Origin of the sequence: Pontibacter beigongshangensis (genome assembly GCF_014332515.1) — a bacterium.
GTDB lineage: Bacteria > Bacteroidota > Bacteroidia > Cytophagales > Hymenobacteraceae > Pontibacter > Pontibacter beigongshangensis.
The window spans coordinates 79,649-99,362 of the sequence record NZ_VFSD01000023.1 but is presented as its reverse complement, the minus strand read 5'-3'; the positions used below and the strand labels follow the sequence as shown (position 1 = coordinate 99,362).

General features: G+C 51.5%; 19 protein-coding genes. 3 read left to right on the top strand and 16 right to left on the bottom strand.

The window, feature by feature from the left end:
- Window positions 1-570: 570 nt before the first annotated feature.
- On the bottom strand, window positions 571-1,008 hold the full coding sequence (locus FJM74_RS17585) for a hypothetical protein (protein ID WP_187263947.1): 438 nt from the start codon (window positions 1,006-1,008) through the stop codon (window positions 571-573).
- Window positions 1,009-1,738: 730 nt separating this feature from the next.
- On the opposite strand from FJM74_RS17585, the gene FJM74_RS17580 reads away from it, so the two are divergent.
- Window positions 1,739-3,016 (top strand): PQQ-dependent sugar dehydrogenase, encoded by a 1,278-nt coding sequence (locus FJM74_RS17580; protein WP_187263946.1) that lies wholly within the window; start codon window positions 1,739-1,741, stop codon window positions 3,014-3,016.
- Between the two features lie 561 nt (window positions 3,017-3,577).
- Here the strand turns inward: FJM74_RS17580 and FJM74_RS17575 are convergent.
- A complete protein-coding gene (locus tag FJM74_RS17575; protein WP_317175580.1) occupies window positions 3,578-4,711 on the bottom strand; it encodes a serine hydrolase domain-containing protein in 1,134 nt (377 codons plus the stop codon).
- A 208-nt stretch (window positions 4,712-4,919) separates the two neighbouring features.
- The gene (locus FJM74_RS17570) at window positions 4,920-5,321 is read right to left on the bottom strand and encodes a DUF983 domain-containing protein (protein ID WP_187263944.1); all 402 of its coding nucleotides are present in this window, start codon (window positions 5,319-5,321) and stop codon (window positions 4,920-4,922) included.
- 163 nt (window positions 5,322-5,484) lie between these two features.
- Between FJM74_RS17570 and FJM74_RS17565 the strand changes: the two genes are divergently transcribed.
- Window positions 5,485-6,369 carry an AraC family transcriptional regulator gene (locus FJM74_RS17565; protein ID WP_187263943.1) on the top strand — a complete coding sequence of 295 codons (885 nt, stop codon included), beginning with the start codon at window positions 5,485-5,487 and terminating at the stop codon, window positions 6,367-6,369.
- A 353-nt stretch (window positions 6,370-6,722) separates the two neighbouring features.
- Here the strand turns inward: FJM74_RS17565 and FJM74_RS17560 are convergent, their stop codons facing one another.
- The 3 genes from FJM74_RS17560 to FJM74_RS17550 all read right to left on the bottom strand — a co-directional run bounded on the left by FJM74_RS17560 (window position 6,723) and on the right by FJM74_RS17550 (window position 9,821).
- Entirely contained in the window at window positions 6,723-7,211 is a 489-nt protein-coding gene (locus FJM74_RS17560) for an Rrf2 family transcriptional regulator (protein WP_187263942.1), read from the bottom strand.
- Window positions 7,212-7,230: 19 nt separating this feature from the next.
- Window positions 7,231-8,445: an NO-inducible flavohemoprotein gene (gene hmpA / locus FJM74_RS17555; protein WP_187263941.1), complete on the bottom strand. Its 1,215-nt coding sequence runs from the start codon at window positions 8,443-8,445 to the stop codon at window positions 7,231-7,233.
- Window positions 8,446-8,906: 461 nt separating this feature from the next.
- Window positions 8,907-9,821: a pirin family protein gene (locus FJM74_RS17550; protein ID WP_187263940.1), complete on the bottom strand. Its 915-nt coding sequence runs from the start codon at window positions 9,819-9,821 to the stop codon at window positions 8,907-8,909.
- Between the two features lie 326 nt (window positions 9,822-10,147).
- On the opposite strand from FJM74_RS17550, the gene FJM74_RS17545 reads away from it, so the two are divergent.
- Window positions 10,148-11,188 carry an LLM class flavin-dependent oxidoreductase gene (locus tag FJM74_RS17545; protein ID WP_187263939.1) on the top strand — a complete coding sequence of 347 codons (1,041 nt, stop codon included), beginning with the start codon at window positions 10,148-10,150 and terminating at the stop codon, window positions 11,186-11,188.
- 129 nt (window positions 11,189-11,317) lie between these two features.
- Here FJM74_RS17545 and FJM74_RS17540 read toward each other — a convergent pair whose 3' ends face one another.
- The 10 genes from FJM74_RS17540 to FJM74_RS17495 form a co-directional block, all read right to left on the bottom strand.
- Window positions 11,318-12,982 (bottom strand): hypothetical protein, encoded by a 1,665-nt coding sequence (locus FJM74_RS17540; RefSeq protein WP_187263938.1) that lies wholly within the window; start codon window positions 12,980-12,982, stop codon window positions 11,318-11,320.
- A gap of 225 nt (window positions 12,983-13,207) precedes the next feature.
- A complete protein-coding gene (locus FJM74_RS17535; protein WP_187263937.1) occupies window positions 13,208-13,744 on the bottom strand; it encodes a type 1 periplasmic-binding domain-containing protein in 537 nt (178 codons plus the stop codon).
- Between the two features lie 326 nt (window positions 13,745-14,070).
- Complete coding sequence (locus FJM74_RS17530; protein WP_187263936.1) at window positions 14,071-14,640, bottom strand: DinB family protein; 570 nt, start codon at window positions 14,638-14,640, stop codon at window positions 14,071-14,073.
- A gap of 1 nt (window position 14,641) precedes the next feature.
- Window positions 14,642-15,061 (bottom strand): DUF4345 domain-containing protein, encoded by a 420-nt coding sequence (locus FJM74_RS17525; protein WP_187263935.1) that lies wholly within the window; start codon window positions 15,059-15,061, stop codon window positions 14,642-14,644.
- Window positions 15,062-15,135: 74 nt separating this feature from the next.
- Window positions 15,136-15,720: a Crp/Fnr family transcriptional regulator gene (locus FJM74_RS17520; RefSeq protein WP_187263934.1), complete on the bottom strand. Its 585-nt coding sequence runs from the start codon at window positions 15,718-15,720 to the stop codon at window positions 15,136-15,138.
- Between the two features lie 31 nt (window positions 15,721-15,751).
- Entirely contained in the window at window positions 15,752-16,054 is a 303-nt protein-coding gene (locus FJM74_RS17515; RefSeq protein WP_187263933.1) for a hypothetical protein, read from the bottom strand.
- Window positions 16,055-16,264: 210 nt separating this feature from the next.
- A complete protein-coding gene (locus FJM74_RS17510) occupies window positions 16,265-17,149 on the bottom strand; it encodes a Rossmann-fold NAD(P)-binding domain-containing protein (protein ID WP_187263932.1) in 885 nt (294 codons plus the stop codon).
- The gene (locus tag FJM74_RS17505; protein WP_187263931.1) at window positions 17,131-17,835 is read right to left on the bottom strand and encodes a DUF2071 domain-containing protein; all 705 of its coding nucleotides are present in this window, start codon (window positions 17,833-17,835) and stop codon (window positions 17,131-17,133) included. Before FJM74_RS17505 ends, FJM74_RS17510 begins: the two co-directional genes overlap by 19 nt.
- Before the next feature lie 12 nt (window positions 17,836-17,847).
- Window positions 17,848-18,684, bottom strand: a complete 837-nt coding sequence (locus tag FJM74_RS17500) for a DCC1-like thiol-disulfide oxidoreductase family protein (protein ID WP_187263930.1) — start codon at window positions 18,682-18,684, stop codon at window positions 17,848-17,850.
- Window positions 18,685-18,745: 61 nt separating this feature from the next.
- Window positions 18,746-19,252 carry a GbsR/MarR family transcriptional regulator gene (locus tag FJM74_RS17495; RefSeq protein WP_187263929.1) on the bottom strand — a complete coding sequence of 169 codons (507 nt, stop codon included), beginning with the start codon at window positions 19,250-19,252 and terminating at the stop codon, window positions 18,746-18,748.
- Window positions 19,253-19,714: the final 462 nt, after the last annotated feature.

Genomic DNA, 19,714 nt, shown 5'->3' with positions numbered 1-19,714 from the left:
CAGGCGCAAAGACCTCAGGAGGGCCTTTTTGATTGGAATAATTACTCCCCTAGCCCAGAGCACCTTTAAAACCATAGTACCTCAAGCTAGATCCCCCAGGTTTTTTTAGCAGGCAGACTTGCTGCCCGCGCTCGTCTCCAGACGAGTGCGGACTCATGACGCGTCTCCTGACGCGCTTCAGACATGCTTCAAGAACAAACAGGAATACTTGCTTATTTCTTTAAGAAGTAAAGCGATCCATACCAAGTACATTCGAGTAAATAATATCGAGCCAGTAAGAGAAGCATAAAAGGCTGTCATTCAGAATTATTCCAATCAAAAAGGCCCTCCGGAGGCACTTCTGCTTCTGCTCCTGATCCGGCCCACACACGGAGGATTTCACTTACAGGTACTTAATACTTTTCTAATTTGATTTCCAGAAAGGTTCAAGGCTTGTAGAGCTGCCAGAAAGCCTATCTGCCACCATTTCTCATTTTTAATTTCAATTTGGCGAAGCGCTAGTGACTAATCTCCCAGCAACTGACAAACACGCATCTGAAAATCAAATACAAAATTCTTCCCCTTCACCTGCTACGGCATCAGCAGCCACTCCAAGGCATCTTGTTCGGTTAAGAAATACCTGGTATCGAAGGGAGGGGTCGCTTCCTTTACCTTACCATCTAAAACCTCGTTGGTTAGTTGCTGCAGAATATCGAAAGAGGAAATGATGGCCAGGCGCTGCAGCTTGCTTTTGGAGATAACTTCCACTGAAAACCGGCCGAGCCAGCCCTGGTCCTCTATCGTTAACACACCCATTCTACAGTTATTGATCAGGAGCTTGTTTAGGTCGTACTTCAAAAACAAGCGGCTGGTCTCCTCAATGCCGTGCCCGTACTCACTGCTCACAACGGGCCTGAGCCAGCGCGTGAGCAACAGGTGGTTTGGCATGTGCAGCACAATCTCTACAAAATCTGTCCGGAAGAGTTGCATCCTGCTACTTTCAATAGGTAAACCTTCGCCTGAAGACATGAAAAAGGTCTTATGATACTGGGGAGAGGCAAAGGCATTTTGATCAGGCATGCGGTTCTGTGGCATTTCCTTTTTATTGTCTGACGTAAACATTGCAGCATGCTTAAAATATAGGAGTTAAATTCCATTTAACTGGTCAAAACGGACTGAATTTGTGGCAGAAACAAAAACACACGTCTTCTTACGATAAGCCAATATAAGCATAAAATAATAACAATTACATTCGCCTTAAAAAACAGATATATTTTTATTTATCAAGGAATTCTTGCCTCCATCACGTTGTCAGCAAATTTGTGGTAGTGCCTGGCTGACCAAGGCCACAGCTGTACAAATAGCTGATCCCAATCATACAGTTGCAACCAAAAAAGTTTCGTATGAAGCAAGAAATTTGCCGAAAAGCGCCCACTCACATAAGATTCCGGTTTCGCATCCCTTTTTAAGCCACCCCTGGGAAAACACCTGGTTGCCAACAACCTACTGTTTCAGTGTCAGGTTTACAGGCAAAAGTTGTGAGCAGCAGCGTTAGGTTTTATCGGATGATGCCTGCGATCTATTGCCGGATAAACTTGCTAAGAAACTATACTATCCAATATGAGCTGTCACGCCAGTAAAATACAGCTAAACCTTCTTTGTACTATTAAAGTAAACCAAGATAAAATAGAGCTATAGGTTCCGGAAAGGTGCTTATGCAAATCAGTCAGAAACAATCAACCACCAAGAACAGCTACTCATGGGCAGATTTCAGAAAACGATCCTCTCTACCATTTTCCTGGCTACTTTAGGCCTGGCCTGTAACCGCACCAACAACCAGGATAACACGGTGGCACAAACAACTGATTCCTCAAACAACTGCAACCCGCTGGAAACACGGGAGGCCAACTCCCCCGAACAGAGCCCCGCTTTTGAAGGACAGACGCGCGCCTGCGCCATTACATCAGAAGCAGCCTATCAGGTGGAGGTGCTGGCGAAGGGACTGAACAAGCCATGGGCAGTAGAACCCTTGCCTGACGGCAGCCTGCTGGTGACAGAGAAACCGGGCCATATGCGCCTCGTGACGGCTACAGGAGAAGTTGGGGAGCCCATCAGCGGTCTGCCTAAGGTGGATGCGAAAGGGCAGGGAGGCTTGTTGGATGTGGCGCTGAGCCCAAACTTCGGCTCTGACCGGACTATTTTCTGGTCATTCTCGGAGCCCCGGACGGGCGGAAATGGCACCAGCGTGGCCCGTGGTGTGCTGTCATCAGACAACAAAAGGCTCGAACAGGTGCGGGTAATATTCCAGGCCATGCCTACGTATGATGGCGACAAGCACTTTGGCTCACGCCTCGTGTTCGATGCGGATGGCCATCTGTTCGTAACACTCGGAGAACGCTCTGACAAGGAAATACGTCCACAGGCGCAGCACATGGACAGCCACATGGGGAAAATTCTGCGCATCACTACCGATGGCAAACCAGCACCCGGAAATCCATTTATAGACAAGGAGGGCACGTTGCCTGAGATCTGGACGATTGGCCAAAGAAACGTGGAAGCCGCTGCCTTCGATGGCGAGGGCCGCTTTTGGTCGGTGGATATGGGGCCGCAGGGTGGCGACGAGCTGAATTTGATTGAGAAAGGCAAGAACTACGGCTGGCCCCTGGTAACCTATGGCGAAGAATATTCCGGCGAGCCAGTAGCTACTGCGAAAACCCAGCGTGATGGTTATGAACAACCCGTTTATTACTGGGACCCAGTTATTTCTCCGTCAGGTGCCCAGTTCTACTCAGGCGATGCTTTCCCGGAGTGGCAGGGCAACCTTTTTGTGGGTTCGCTTACCGACAAGCAGTTGGTGCGCCTGCAAATAGAGAACGGACGCGTAACCGGTGAGGAGCGCCTGCTAAAAGACCGCGGTCAACGGGTAAGAGATGTGCGGCAGGGACCGGATGGCGCGCTCTACCTGGTCACCGACGAATCAAATGGGGAACTCTGGAAAATATCGCCAGCATCCACTACCGGGGGAGCAGGACTTTAGGCTTGCCTTGCTCTGGCAAGCAACAGAACCAGGTGAAAGCAATCCTCACTGGTTAGCTTAACCGTGAAAAGAGCAAAAGCAGCATTTCTGGCGCATTAATCTGTTTCATACCTGAAAAAACCAAATCGCTGCCGCACGTTCAGGTGCGGCAGCGATACTCAAGGGCAACGCCCCGCCTGAGAAATTACACCTATTATTCCCATTGCATCAGGTACTGACGTATACTCGTGAAATTGAAATAAGAAGGCAGTCAGCAAGGTTCTGACCAGATGCAGCATGTGGTCACTTTCAGCCTGGACGTGAGCTTGCTACCTAAACCAGACAATGGCATCTTCCGCACTACCTGAATTATTCTAATAAAAAGGGCCCTTCGGAGCTAATTTTGCAGGATAAATCAATGTTTTTTCCTTTCTGCTGCTCCGGTGCGAGCTGCCAGCCCGTACTCTTATCCCAGCAGCTTTCCAGATGGGCCCTAACAAGTTGCTGGAGATAAACGCTTATTATATTGCTTTAACCTTAAGGGACAGCTTGAACGAGCCACATCACAACAGCCGCCCGGCGCTAATTGCGGGCTGTTTCTTTTTGCATTTTTTTATTATCGGCCAGCAGAACTGGCTGTTCCGGAAATAAGAGTTTTCTTACTTCCTTCATATAGTTCAGGCTGCCGTTCGTCAGGTTGCTCAACACTATGATAGCGCTGTGGTCCTTTGGGTTCCGCAGCAGGTAGGTATTATAGCCGTGCCACAGGCCACCATGGTACACTACGGTATCGCCACTTTCTATCCGGCGAATGCGCCAGCCAAAACCATAATCTTCGTTGTCCTTCTTTGGCAAGCCAAAGCCGGTAAAAGCTTCATCCAGCGTTTCGCGCTTTACCAGCCTTTGCGTGTAGAGGGCCTGGTCCCATTTATATAAATCCTCCACCGTAGAATAAACGCCTTTGTCGCCCAGCACAGAGTCAAGGAAATCAGGAGACCTTTTCCGTTTGCCCACCAGATGGCCATGCGCTACTTTTCCTGACGGTGCATTCAAATCCTGGCTGAAGGTAAACGTCTGCGTCATTTGCAGGGGTTCAAAAATATGCTCCTGTAGAAAATCGGAGAACGCCATGCCGGAAGCTTTTTCAACAATGGAGGCCAGCACCGCATACCCGGTATTACTGTACTCGAAGCGTGCATTGGGCTTTGAGTTGAAGTTAGGCTGATGAACGGCCATCAGGCTCAGCACGTCGTTGTTCGTGAGCGACACCTTCCGGTCGGGCCATAGTTTCTCGCTGAAATAAGTATAGTTGGGCAGGCCGGAGCGGTGCATAAGCAAGTGCCGGATGGTTATGCCTTTGTAAGGAAAATCGGGGATGTACTGCTGCACGCTATCCTCGTAGCTCAGCTCGCCCTGCTCCTTCAGGATCATAATGGCCATGGCTGTAAACGGCTTGGATACTGATGCCAGTTGGAAAGCTGTCTCCAGGCAGAGAGTATCTTTCCGGGCAAAATCGGCATAGCCATAGGCATTCCGGCAGATGACCTGGTCGTATTTCGTAACCAGTACCGTTCCGTTAAAGCCTTTTTTACGATGCAGATAATTGAAAAGGGAGTCGACCTTATGGCCTAAGAGGCGGGCGCTGTCTGCGGTAAAAGAGGCCGGAACCTCCACCTGCTGCCGCGTTTCCTCATCCGAGCAAAAGAAATCGAACACATTTTCATTTTTCGATCCTGAGCAGGAAAACAAGCACAACAAGAAGCTGAAGGCGACGAATCGTCTTAGCACCACAAGCAGAAATCTGAGAAAGGCCATACCGGAACCACCAACAAGAAATTGAGTGATAAATATAATTTAATTTCCTGAGTTTGCAGGCGCAAAATTCAGAATTTATACCGGTTTGGTTGTTTGCTGGCGGCGGCTGCTAAACATGGGCTTTTTCCGGTATCTGGCTGCAGGGCCCTTCGTACCTGATAAAGATATTGATCCATAGCGCCCGCGACAACCGGAAGATAACCGGCAGCAAACCGACTACAAGAACGGCCACCATGCCTAGCATCATGGCAAGACTTACCTCCTCCACCAACTGGTGCAGCACAATAAACGCCACCAGAAAGATAGCCACGTTAAAACCGAAACTCACGTACATGGCTCCATAGTAATAGCCCGGTTCCGGTTCAAAAGCCTGACCGCAGCATGGGCAATACTGGTGCATGTCTGCAAACTTGGTGGTATACAGGGTACCTTTCGGAAACATGTTTCCTTCGCGGCACCTCGGGCATTTAGCTTTTACTACGCTATATAAAAAAGAATTTTTCTGGCTCATTTTCTATAGATATTACTTGTCTAAGCAAATTTAGCAATTCTATTTACGATTATAACGGCACAAAAACGACTTAATGCTGTACTTTTATTAATCTCCGGAGAACACAAAGAGCAGGATGCCCTAGCCACATGCCGGGCTAACCTGCGCCACGTACAAAGCCTATATGCAGAAAGAACATTTGCCCATTTACCAGATTCACGATTTTGAAGCGTTGGCGCAGCAGGACCAGTACTTTTACTTCAGCCCTTTTTCTGTTCACCTGCAGGAGCACCTTTTTATCCGCGAGCCCCACAAACACAATTTTTACATCATCCTGATCGTAACGCAGGGTACGGGCACCCATACCATCGACTTTAAAGAATACGAAGTAAAACCGCGAACGGTGTTCTTTCTGACACCCGGGCAGGTACACAGCTGGAAACTGTCGAGAGATGCAGATGGTTTTGTCATCTTCTTCACACGGGAGTTCTACGCCAGAGAGTACCCCCATAAAATGCTGTTCGATTTCCCGTTTTTCAATGCGCTGCTACACAACCCGGTTTTGAGCCTCAGCAAAGAAAACGAAGCCGCCCTGCTGCCCCTGCTGCAATTGCTAAAGCAGGAACACCAGCAGGCAAAGGCAATGCGCCAGGTCGTGCTCAGCAGGTACCTGGATATACTGCTGATGGAGTTAACGCGGATTTTTGAACCTGACGAAGCAGGCACAGGCGATTTAGTGAAAGAGCAAACACTCCTGCAAAACCTGGAGCGCCTGATCGACCAGCATTATAAGGAACATAAGCCGGTGAGTTTTTATGCTGAACGCCTGCACGTGACGCCCAGGCACTTAAATGAAATCTGTAAAAAATCTTTGGGCAGAACAACCAAGGAACTGATGCAGTACCGGATCCTGCTGGAGGCACAACGGCTGCTGGTACACGCCAACCTGACAAGCTCGCAAATTGCCGCAGAGCTCGGCTACTTCGATAACACCTACTTTTTCCGGTTTTTCAAGAAGCACACCGCCCATACGCCCGAGCAGTTCAGAGCGGCCAATAGATCAGCCTAAGTACATCCCAGTAAATATTGCCGGGTTGGTTTGAGAAGAGAGAAGCCTGCTTGTCGGAATTATTCTAATTAAAACAGCCCTTCGGAGACCTCTTCGGCTCCTGATGCTGCTGATCCGGCCCGCATCCGACAGATTTTACTTGCATGTACTTAGTGCTTCACCAAATTAAAAATCGGAATTCAACATTAGAAATGATGGCAGGAATGCCTTTTGGCAGCTTTACCAGCGGTAAACCTTTTTAAATATCAAATGGAGGGAGCAATAGTTTCCTTACCCCGGCAGTTAAAAACATGTCGGGCGGCAAGAGCAGCCGCCAGCGGAAACACACAATGCCAGGCCGCTAAGGCCTTCTGTTATGCCTGTTCTTTGGCGGGTTCTGGCAGGCGCACCGCAGCTGGCGGCGGTGTGTGGCCCTGGATTAGTTGCTGCAGCATGGCGCCGGTCCTGCCTCCTGTTACATCCTGCAGCGAGTACTTGTCCAGGAAAGAGATAAGCTCCTGGTAGGCATTGTCCAGCACATACCTTAACAGGCAGCTGCCATCCAGAAAACAGTGGGTTGTGCGGCAGTTGATCAGGCCTTCGCTCTGCTCCAGGAGCTGCACCAGCTGCCCTATTTTAATGTTTGCCGGATGATCTCCTAAACGCAGGCCGCCCCCTCTGCCCCGCTGGGCGGCTATAACGCCTTTCCCGGAAAGAAACTGAACCACCTTCACCAGATGGTTTCTGGATATGCCGAACTTCTCCGACAGCTCCGTGATGGTTGTAGCAGATGGCGCTGCATGCTTCTGCGCCATATACATGGATATGCGCAGGCCAAAATCGGTGAACTGGCTCAGTTTCATTTGTCCGGATAGTTTCAGCTTATGCCAGCGTGAGAGTAGCTGGCCCAAATTCTTCGTAGTGGATGGCTTCTGGGCTCACTCCCATAGCAGCCAGGTCCTCAAACTGCTTTCTGATGAAAGGGGCAGGTCCGCAGATATAATAATCGGCTCCCTGCAGAATGGCTTGGTCCTTCAGTTTATCGAGCTCCACGATTCCCTCATAATATCCTTCCACCTGCATGTCCTCATCCAGAGAATCATAAAAAATATGTTTTTGTAATTTGCCGTGGTCTGCTTCTAACGTAGTCAGCGGCTCCCGGAAGGCATGCACTTTTCTGTTACGGCAGCCGTGCACCCACACTATCTCTCTGTCGCTGTCGGTGCTGGTCAGGTATTCCAGCATGCTCAGGAGTGGTGTCTGCCCCACGCCGCCGCTAATAAACACAACCGGCGTATGCTTGTTGGTGTCCAGGGTGAAATCTCCGGCCGGGGGCGCCACCTCTATCACGGCTCCCTCCTGCACCTCGTCGTGCAGCCGGTTGCTGATAAGGCCGTCCGGATGAAACCCTCCTCCTGTTTCCTTTTTGACCGAGATCCGGTAAAAGTTTTCGTTTGGCGCACTGGAGAGGCTGTACTGGCGGGGCTGGAACAGGTTCAGTTCTGGCAGGTACATACGTACACTCAGGTACTGCCCCGGCAGGAAGGTCGCCACTTTACCACCATCGGCAGGGTGCAGATAAAAGGAGGTAATCTCCTCCGACTCCTTCACTTTCTGTTTAACGATAAAAGGCCTCCAGCCGGTCCAGCCTCCCTCCCGCGCCACAGATTCGCTATACAGGTTCTTTTCGATCCCGGTCATCAGGTCAGCCAGTTGCTGGTAGGCAAGTGCCCAGGCCTCCAGCAGTTCTGTATGGGCGGCGTCTCCCAGCACTTCGCTGATGGAGGCGAGCAGGTGTTTGCCAACTATGTTATAATGTTCCGGCCTGATGTCCAGGCTCATGTGCTTATGCCCTATTTTAGTGACGGCGTGCGCCAGCACCGAAGGATCCTCTATGTGCTCAGCATAGGCCAGTACAGCAAGCGCAAGCGACAGCTGTTGTTTCCCACTTCCTTGATTTCCCAGGTTAAACACATTTTTCAATTCAGGATTGTGCTTGAACATGCGGTTATAGAAATGTGTGGTTAAGGCCACGCCATGCTCCTTCAGTACCGGCACGGTACCCTTAATTAGTCCTATTTGCTTTGCTGAAATCATAAGTTAATGGTATTTATTAAAGTTGCATCAAATTTACATCTTTGCATTTACCCTAAAAATGACCAATATCACCTTTTAGGATATGCTGGTTCGATGACCTGCAAGAAACACCTTTACATTACCTGTTCAACAATCTGGCCCTTAGACCAATCAGGAGCCGGCAAATTAAATGCTTTGAGTCTATAACAAATGCTGGGGCCTTGGTATTTCGTCATCTATTGGCTCCAACTGTCTTCGCTGCTGCTAGCCCCGCTGCCATTTGGCTGCTCTGTTGCCTACATGAGGCGCTGAGCGCTCACGACCAGGAACGGGAACCCCTTCCCCCGGCGCCTCAAGCCAGGGACTGGGATTTATGAGATAGCCTGCTCAGGCCATTCATTTCCAAATCAGCAATCAGCAAATCGAATTATTCTAATTAAAATGCCCCTCCGGAGCTGGTGTTGCTAAGCTGACGAAACTCCTCAGGAAAGAGCCTGTGGAGCAGGGTTTCCGGCCGGCCTGGACCGATCTTCGGGAAGTGGAACAAAATCCTGGTTGTCGTTGGGTGGCAACAGGATTCTGCCTTCTTTCCAGTCGGCTTTGGCCTGCTCAATGCGTTCTTTCCTGGAAGACACAAAATTCCACCAGATAAACCTTTCGCCCAGCGGCTCGCCTCCTAGCAACATGAGGGTAGCCTGCTCCTTTGCCAGAATAACGGGTTCTGCTCCTTTGCTAAAGACCAGCATCTGCCCCTCCGTATAAGCTCTCCCGGCCACTTCTACGCTACCTTTGGCTACATAAAATCCGCGTTCGGTATGCTCTCGTGGCAAGCCAAAACGCGTGCCCGGCTCCAGCACCACATGCAGGTAAAACAGGGGCGAGTGGGTGTTCACGTTGCTCTTCAGGCCGTAGGCGCTGCCGGCTATCAGCCTCATCCAAACCCCGGTTTCTGTAAAAACAGGCAGCTCCTCCGGTTTGTAATTGTGGAAGGCAGGTGCGGCTTCTTCATCTTTTTCTGGCAGCGCGACCCAGGTCTGGATCATCTCCAGGGCTCCGCCAGCCAGGGCCGCCGGATCTTCGAACCGCTCAGAGTGCGCAATGCCGCTGCCGGCCGTCATCCAATTTACTTCTCCGGGCCTGATTACCTGCTGTACCCCCAGGCTGTCGCGGTGCGTGACCTGCCCCCCGAACAAGTAACTGACCGTTGACAAGCCAATGTGAGGATGAGGCAATACGTCCATGGAGGGCAGCAAAGCCGGCTCCATCTCGATAGGGCCGGCATGGTCCATAAAAATAAAGGGACCTACCATTCTGCGCAGTCTGAAAGGCAGAATTCGGCGCACTTCCATACCAGGCCCCAGCGAGGCCTGTCGGGCTTTTATAACAATATCCAGCATAATGAGTTTTTATATACTTAACGGAAATCAGCGCCTGACAGACAATGTATTTTTGCTGATCGCCAGCAAGCCGAAAGGCACAGCCACTCCTTCAGCAGGTTTCCGTATAGCTTGTAGAGAAGTGCACCGTGTTATGGACGTGTCTTTCTTTATCAGACCCAGAAATTGCATCACCTTGATAGAAACGACACCCAAATCTCTATAAGTTGTAGTAACGAAGAAGTAAAAGCCGATAAGTAGCCGGTGGCTATATAGCGGCGGCAGGCAAATACTTCTGCTGGAGGCAAAGTTCTTTTTAAAATCAAAAACATGTAGTAACATTGATCATGGAAATAGGAATCACCACTTTCGTAGAAAACACCCCCGATCCCGAAACAGGCAAACTGCTAAGCTCGCAGGAGCGCATGATGAACCTGATGGAGGAAATAGAACTGGCGGACCAGGTCGGCCTGGATGTATTCTCTATCGGGGAGCACCACCGCTCCGATTTTGTAGTTTCGGCTCCCGCCGTTGTACTGGCAGCCGCAGCGGTTAAGACCAGGAAAATCAGGCTTTCGAGTGCTGTCACGGTGCTGAGTTCCGACGACCCGGTGCGCGTGTTTCAGGATTTTGCGCATGTCGATCTGCTTTCGGGCGGAAGGGCGGAGATCATGGCTGGCCGGGGTTCTTTCATAGAGTCCTTTCCCCTCTTCGGCAACGACCTGAAAGATTACGACACGCTATTCTCCGAGAAGCTGGATTTGCTGATTCAGCTGAATAAAAGCGAACTGGTGACCTGGCAAGGCAAACACCGGCCGGCCATAGCCAACCGTGGCGTGTACCCGAGGCCGGTGCAGGAAGAACTGCCCATTTGGGTGGCAGTAGGCGGAACACCGGCCTCTGTGGTGCGCGCAGCCAGCAAAGGCCTGCCCATGGCCCTGGCCATTATCGGAGGCTCTCCGGAGAGGTTTGTTCCTTTCACCGACCTCTATCGGGAAACCTATGCCAAGGCCGGGCACGACGAGGCAAAACTACAGCTGGCCATAAACTCGCATGGGTACATTGCGGATGATTCTCAGCGGGCGGCCGACGAATTTTATGGTCCTTATGCCTACCTGATGAGCAAGATAGGCCGCGAGCGCGGCTGGTCGGCCATGGACAGGCAGCACTACGACATGATGCGCGGCCCCAAAGGCTCCTTACTGGTTGGCAGCCCGCAACAGGTCATCGACAAGATACTTTACAATTACGAATTGTTCGGGAACACCCGGTTTCTGCTGCACATCAGCGTGGGCACGCTGCCGCACGCCAAAGTCCTGCGTGCCATCGAGCTGCTGGGAACGGTGGTGGCGCCGGCAGTTAAAAAAGCGGTGCGGCAGCAGCAGTAGAAAGGCGCTATTCTTACCTGTAAGTGCCAAAGGGGGCTTCTGTTACAACAGCAATTATTTGAATGAAACAGGCCCTCCGGAGCCTGCTGCTGCAAGGGCAGCAGGCCATATTTTACGCTACAAGTGCTCCTACTTTACAATATAGAAAACCTGCTCTACAGGCGCCGCGCTCTGCAGCTTTGGCGATGCGTTGCGCCCGTACTGCCAGGCCACCACAGTTACCTTGACCGGGAACCGGCTGCGTGGCGGGATTTTCGTGAACCGAAGCTCGTTTCCTGTCACCACAGCCGGCCCTTCACGCACGTAAAACTGCACAGGCACCTCCGCATCCGATGTGGCATGGAGCAGCATAGAGGCTTTTTTTATCTTCTTGAATCGTTGGTTCCGGATTTCAGGAAAAGTGATTTTCTGCGGATCGCCTGCTGTGTTTGGTAAGGGGAACGTGAGGTTGGCCTGCTGCACGGCGCTCTTGTAGCTGCTGTCGCCTGGGTGGCTGGCCAGAAGCCAGATGCCCTTAGCGCGTTCGGTATTAGCCAGCCCTGCGCGGTTTAAGCTGATCCGAAAGGTATCCTTCCCTACCAGCTCCACCGGTCCCGCTATCCTGGACAGGGTGATCGGGCCTTCGGCATGACCAAGCAGGGCTCCTTTTGGCAGGTTGGTCCATTTTGCCGGGTTCGTGTTCCCGCTCGGCACCGAATCCAGAAACGCAGCGCCTACCCTGAAACTAATGCCGTCTTCCAGAGGCGTGAATTTTAGCTGTACCTGCGCGTGCGATTTATTTTGAGGAATCACTTTCTCGTTTTGCACAAAGCCCAGGAGTTGTGGCTTTTTGCCGCGCATGCGGGCATAGTGGTTTTCGGTTGCAGCAGCTATTTCCTTATCGAAGTACCAGAAAGCTTCCTCCGGCTTGCCAGTATAGCTGGCATATGGGGCAGGCGGGGCCTCCGGCACAGAATCGCCGCGCCACCTGTCTGCCAGCCAGCCGCTGATCGGGTCCACCGGCTTGAGAGAAACCGGTTCGTCGAGTGGCACACGGCTCGGGAGGCGGACTTTAGCAGCCTTCCGGATAAAGAGCGCCAGGTAAGACACCAGTTCATCAGAATAATCGAAGTGGCCACGGCCGGCATCTGCGAGTAAGGAGATAGGCGCGGCCGGGTACCTCACACGATAGGCCATGGCCGGGGCCAGCCGTTCTTCCCGCCACTCGTACTCCCCCATCACCATCAGCCCGGGCACACCTTCTATGCTGCGGTCTTCCCAGCTCGGGTTGGGGCGGCCACTTCCGATCTTGCTGGCCAGGGGCGCATCGCCTTTTATGGAGAGCATCGCTAAGGTGCGGTCCGGGTTCCAGGCGCCGAAGTTCCACGGAAAGCTGGCAGCGGCGGCGTGGCCAATGGGCACCACCGGTGCAAAAGCCAGTTCCTGGTAGTCCGACACCTTGGCCAGCGCCTGCATCATGGCATTGAACTGATCTCCGGCTCCATTGTCAAAATCAAAAACCAGGTCAAAACCAGGCGTTACCCAAACTTCGGCCATGCCGAGGTCTGCCAATTCCTGCCGGAAGGCCGGGTGCTCCAGAATACCCGCTTCCAACAGGTCGTGCTGCCCCACCACCACAGCCCGCACCCGCTTGCAATCCGGCGGAATCCAGAGAAAGGCGCGGGGGGCGCTGTTAGCACCGTTGGCGGTAACTGCTTCCAGCGGAACCGACCATTGCCACTCCTGCGCAAGGCTGGTGCCGCTTTGACAAGTAAAAAGTATGAGGAAGCTAAGGCAAACGAAGAAGTATTTCATAGCTGTGTGTTGTAAAGCACCAAGTGTTTTACAAAGGTATGCCAAATAGGTTAATCAGAATAATTCTGTACAAAAGACTGTCAGAATCTGTTGTGCCTCGGCTTCTTTTTTTGTCTAATCTGATGAGTTCAGAGTTGCCGTTCCTGGCCATGGAAAAAGGAACACCAACCACACGCCGGGCAAAGTTGCCGGTACATTTCAGGAAGGGGATTGTGCGAGCTAAACCTAAAGGGAGCTTCGGCGGATAACGTTTACTGGCCCAGCACACGTACTTTGGCAGGCCGGCTGAAGGAGCAGTGAAGCGTTATCATTTCCTGCCTCTGCTGCCGTAAGAACCGTAAGGCCCATCAGTTCTTTCACGCGGCTATCGTCGAATGACAGGATACCCATGTCCTGGCCCAGTTCATAGCGCAGGCGCCTGCTTATTTTGATAAGCGCCGCCAGATCGGTTTCGGCTAGTGTAAGATAGCCCGTGCCGGGAGCGGGTATTTCATCGGTAGCATTACTGTGGATAGCATAGTTTTTCTGGTGGCGCTGGCAGTATTGCAGAAAAGCCTTTAAGATGCTGGCAGGATACAAATTACCGGGAGGGAAAATCAGTATTAGCTTCTCGTACTTGTCCAACAGGTCAGACACAGAAACAAGCGCGCGGTAAAGGCCAGACGCGTGGCTGGCCGGGACAGCCAGGTAGTTTGCTTCCAGTTCCCATACATCTTCAGCAGTTATGGTAAACCGCTTTGCCGCAAATCCTATCTTTTTCATGTGTCTCATCCCTTCTGAAGATATACTGGAGGTAAAGTAGTTTGATAACGGCAAATGTTGTTCCAATTATATACAGGCTCTTCATTAATAAATATTTTTTTTATATTTAAAGATGTGCATCCATTCTTAAAGACCTCACAAAAGGCTCTTTACCAGGATTATTTTAAGATAAAGTGTGATATATTTCCTTTTTTTTACAGGGCACTAAGAATAGCTACCTGGCTAAACCATGGCCAGGTGCCAGCACAGCTTTAGACATTGTGCTGGAAGCAAAAAAATACCCCGGCACAAGGCCGGGGCAACGAGCGAAACTAACTTTATCTGCCTCAGACGGCCACATCCGGAACAGGCAGATTCCGCTCGGCCTGCAGCATGTGCCGCTCGTTGTGGGCCACCACAAACTGCAGCACATCGCCCGGTTTTAGCCGAAGCCAGGTAAGCACGGAAACCGGAATTTTGTTGGCGTCCAGATCAGCCTTGTGGGCCTGGCGCAGCAGCAACAGCAATTCCTCCTGCTGCCGGATAAATTCCCTGACAATGGCCTGCCCCTGCGTTGCTTCTTTTGGCAGGTGGATTTTGGCGGCTTTGTATTTTTTGCGGCCGGTCTCCGGCGCCATCATCCGGATAAACTGGTTGCCAAGCCAGGTGCCTTTATATGTTTCTGCTACAGCTGCTTCCTGCTGGCTTTCGAAACCTGCCCTGAGGCGGGGCAGGTAATAGTCGCCGTAGCTGTTCAGGTGAGCCAGGCACTGGGCAATGCTCCAGCCGCCATCAGCAGCCGGCTTCAGCAGCACCTCCTCGTCCAGGTTCTGGAACACCCTGACCGCCTCCTGCACATGCTGCTCCACTCTATCTTCGAGCGAAGCCAGCAATTGCGCTTTGTTGACAGCTTTCATGTCAGTGAGCTTCTGGAGATGACGCCGGATTTCTATACGCTACCACCAGCAACAGGGCCAGCACAAACAGCACCGACTCCGTCAGCAGCCACTGCGTACCAAAATCTCCCAGCGCTCCTTCACAAAAAATAGTGATGGTACGCGACAAAGCGTAAAACCCCCAGAGCAGGCACAGAAAGGCGAGCCCTTTTCGGGTGTCGTAGAACAGGAGGTAGATCAGGCTGATGAACAAGGTGAGCCCCACGCCGCCATACACACCCCTAATGGAGCTGAAAGCGTCGGTATTGGTGAGCTGCACGTGCACCAGGTCCATCACCGCCTGCGGGCTGGCAAACGCCATCACACTAACCGATAATAAGCTGAGAGCGGATACCAGGATGAAGCCTTTGGAGGCCAGGCGCAAAATTTTCTGAATTTTCATAACGATGTACATTTTAGTGAACGTTACAAAGTTGCGCGAAAGCCGAAAGTTAATTCTTGGCAAATACCAACATTTCAGGTCCGCACCTTATTCAGCAACTTGCTGAAGTTGGTGGCATCTATGCCCAGGTAACTTGCCAGGTACTTGTGCGGCACCAGCTGCAGTATATGCGGACTGCGCTGCAACAGTTTCCTGAATTTTTCTTCCGAAGAAAAACACTGCAGCTCCACCAGCCGCTCCAGCACCCCCGAAAGGCTATGCGTAATTCCTTCTCTGACCATGAGCCCGATGGAGGGGTAGGTTTGCATCAACTGCTCTAATTCGCTGAAAGATGCCCGCAGAAAAACAGAAGGTGTCAGGGTTTCATAATAGTAGCGGGAAGGTTGCTGCAGCAGGAGCGCATCGAGCACACCTCCAAACGAGGGGGCGTAGGTAAAAAGCAGGGTAGCCTCCCGGTTCTGATCATCGAAATAGAACACCCGCTGCACGCCCGCTGCCACAAAGTACAGGTAATGTTCCTGCTCCCCTGCCGCCGTCAGCGTCTCTTTCCTTTTGGCGGAAAAAGGTTTCCAGACAGCCGCGAATGCCTGCCAATCCTGCTCCGGTAGTGGCCGGATGGCTGTTACCAGTTTTTTCAGCTGCTGCCATTTTTCTTCCATGTGCTGCCGTTTTGCTGCTTATTGGTATTGGCTATACGCGCTCAATCAGGATATACCTGGCTGCGTAGCCGTTACTTTTGTATAACTTCTGCAAAGCCGTGATAAAAGACCTCCGGTACGAGCGGAGAGCATACTGGTATCCGGCAGGCTCCAGGTAATTGACATAGCCCTGCCCGCTGATGCGCCCCACAAACCTTCTTACCTCCGCTTCCTGCACCGCGGCCAGTTCTTTGGCCAGCACCACAGAGCGCATATACGGCATGGCAGATTTCATGCTCTGGTAGCCAGAAAAAGCGTAGAGGCGGTAGTTGGCGCTCAGTTTAACGGAGTTCATAAAACAAAATTAGCCAGCGCTGCCGATTCCTGCTACAAAAGCAACCGGAAAATGGTGATACAGGCTACATTATTGCTGCCACGTCGGACTCAATGATGCAGCTGCGCAAGCGATTCCACTGCAGGAGATCAGCTCAAAATTTGAATTATTTGAATAAAAAAGGCCTTTCAGAGGTATTTCATGCCGCTGTCAGCCTAAGCTGATTCTTTACTACGCGAGTTCTCTTTGCCAAAAGCCTGATGTGGAAGCCATTTTTCTACCCAGTATCTTTTCGCAAGCCACTGTGTCTGCCACATTGTTTTGCTGTAGCAAGAGTTGTTGCTCTTTGTCGGGCAAGCCAGGGAAAAATTTACGCAACAGCGGGGAAAGGTGGTCAAATATAGTTTGTGGAAACGGAAGGATGCGTTTGCAGGCCGGCACCATCTCCAACAATTCCCTGACGGTATAGACATCACTTCCACCTACCTCTACCATAGGCGGGTGATCGTGCAGCACACACAGCCGTGAAACTAGCTCCGTCAGGTCTTCCACTGCCACGGGCTGTAGTTTTGTTTGGAGCGTAGTATCCGGAAAAGGAAGAAAGCCACCCATATACCTACATAGCTTCTGTAGCCCTTGCAATTTTCTGCTCAGCATAGTGCCGGGTGTGCAGACAATGGAAGGCCGCAGCACCACCGTACCTGGGTACTGCAACAGCTCCTGATCCGCCTGCCCTTTGGTACTTAAGAATTTCGAGGCACTTCCGGGATCTGCCCCTAAGGCCGAAAGCTGGATAAGTTTCGGGTTACCGATTTGCGCCCTGTGCTGCAGCATGCGAGCTGTTAAATCGCCATGCGCCACGGTAAAATCCAGCCCAGCGGTTTCCCGGATAATGCCGATGCAGTTGATCAGCACATCTACTTTGCCAAGCTTTTCCCAGTTGTCCGTGAAAGGGTTAAAAGGCAGCAGGCTATTAGAAGGAGCGGCACCGTGCATAGCTGCCATACGCTCTGCTCTTACACAGCCCACCACCTGCTCCGGCGGATAATCCTGCAACAACCGGTTAAGCACCCGGGAACCAACCTGGCCGTTGGCTCCTAATACGACAATACGCATTGCGGTACAGGCTTAGGTGGCAACCACTGGTATGGAACCATGTCACGCACCCGGAAGGCTCCCTCAAACTTTGCAGTGCTGAAGAAGTTCGTTTCAAATCCTTCGCAGGTCGCCCACTCTATGGGCCAGCCTTCCCGCATGATCTGCACCCTCATTAGGGTATCGCCGATGTAGGAATAGGCCCGGTCCAGCGCTCCTACCATTTGCTTCAGCTCCTCCTTTACCTGCGGTGGCTGCTCATCCCGTAGGTTATATTTCAGAAATTCGTTTCCCTGCCGTAGTTCAAAAGAATTATCGCTGTTTGTGATAGCTGCTTTCTCCAACCTGTAATTGGTGAATATGCTTCCGCCGTGCACCATCAGCGACTTGTCTGTAAACGAACGGAGGAAGTAGATTCCTTTGGCATCTCCATTTCTGTTAGCGCCATTATATTTCCGGTCATCAATCAGCAACCTGAAACCGATGTGCTGGTAATTGAAGTGCAGTGCATCGGGCATAAAGTCCGGGCGCATGTGGCGCAGTTTCACGTTCACCATCGAGATGAGGGAACGGCCCTGGAAGTCGCGAAGCCGGAGCCGCTCCGGCAGAAGCGGCAGCACCTCCTCCTGCTCCACAGAAAAGTTGATTAACCGGACATCGTGCAGCTCTCCTACATAAGTTAGCGGCAATTTTTTGAGCATTTCCATAAGCTGAGGGGTTTAAAGTTGAAAATAAAGTAACCAAAGCACCGCCGTTGCCTGTAGCAGCAGAAACCACTGCACCGTCCAGCGCTGTGACAGGCCGAGGTGTTGCACCCGGTGGTAGTGCAGGTAGAGCATCAGGCCGCTGCTGCACAACACGCTCAGCACAGGCAAAGGGTAAAACAGCAGGCCGGTAATAAAGTAAAAGCAGATGGCTGGCACCAGCACCAGGAGCCCCACCACCATGATAGTGCCCAGGTGGCCCACGTAATCCAGCGCCTGCTGCCGCTCCAGGAACAAGGCTGCCAACACAATCTGGATTACCCAGCCTGTACCGGCCATCAGCAGCAACTGCCCTGCACCTGCCCCAGGACCTACCCCAAGCGCCTGGTGCACAGAGACCCCAAAAAACGCGGTCAGGCAAACAGACAGCAGCAGGGCAAAACCGATATAAACCAGCCTGAATTTTGTGGCCGCCTCCGGGTAGCAGTCGCAGGAGATAGTTTGCTTTTTGGGTGTGGCGATGAGGTAGCGGTTAAAGGCAATGATTTTATAGAGAAAGCGGAACAGCAGGAAAAATGGCCGGAACCGAAACAGCGGCTGCAGCAGCTTCAGCTTGCTGGCAAACACAAAAGACACACCCTCTGCACCGTAAAGCGTATCGCCTCCGTGCGTGTCGATCAGGGCCATTTCGTTGCGGAAGCGTTCGGCCTGCACCTGCTGGCGGAGCGGTGGCTGCAGCTGCTGGTAGGCCACACACTCCTGCTCCCCCACCAGCCTCAGCCTTAGCATCAGGTCCCGCAAGCCCACACATACCTGGCAGTTGCCGTCGTAGATAATCAGTTTGTTCTGCATGGTTTTTCATCCTTAACTTATAGAACTTTCAATAATCATTGAAATATTATAGGTAAAAAAATTAACGCATCAACTTCATAAAAGAGCTAAGGAACCAATGCTCATCAGCCCGAAGCATGGTGTTCAGCGTTTTGTCGGCCTTCAGCGATAGCTCGTGCAGGTTTGTAATGGCCTCTGTAAAAGCTTCTGTCTCTTTATCTCCTTTGGCCCCCTCCACCTGCCTCAGTTCCTCCAATATGCGCAGCATGGGCTCCAGCTCCCGCTTGCGGCGTTCCCGGATCACCTGCTTGGCCACTTTCCACATATCCTTCTCGGCCACAAAAAACTCCCTCCTCTCCCCCGGCTTCAGTTCCTTAGAAATCAGGCCCCAGTCGATTAGGGCGCGCAGGTTCATGTTCGCATTTCCCCGCGACACATTCAGCTCCTGCATCACATCTTCCGTGCTCAGGGCCTCAGGGGAAATGAGCAGCAGGGCATGCACCTGCGCCATAGTGCGGTTTATGCCCCAGCTGGACCCCAAGGTGCCCCAGGCTTGTATGAACTTCTCTTTTCCTTCTTCTAACTGCATGTACCAAAGGTAGTATAATTTTCTATACTTTCAATAGTTATTGAAAGTTTTATAAAGTAAGGATTATTTTAATAGCTCCTTTTACGCAGCAGTTACTATGGAAGCAAAAGCCCCCCGTTGAAGCTCATCTTTTAGGGGAAAAATCAGGATTTAATTCTATGTTCTGTTCGCTAGTGCGAGCCTCTGGAGGGCCATTTTTATTTAAATAATTGAGATAGGGTACCAACCCTGCGAGCGTTCTCCATGACTTTAAGCACACCATCAGGTGCAAACGCTGCTGTGTGCTTCATCTGTTAGGTAGCTAAAAAGTGCTATGCAACCGCTGTTAAAAGAGATTTCCAGATTTAGCCCCAAGGGAAGCTGCCAAATTGTTTGCAGCAATTCAGGAATCACAGACAGATGAAAAAAGCCACGGTAGCTGCCAGAAAGCATATCCGGCATAATTTCTAATTTCTAATCTGG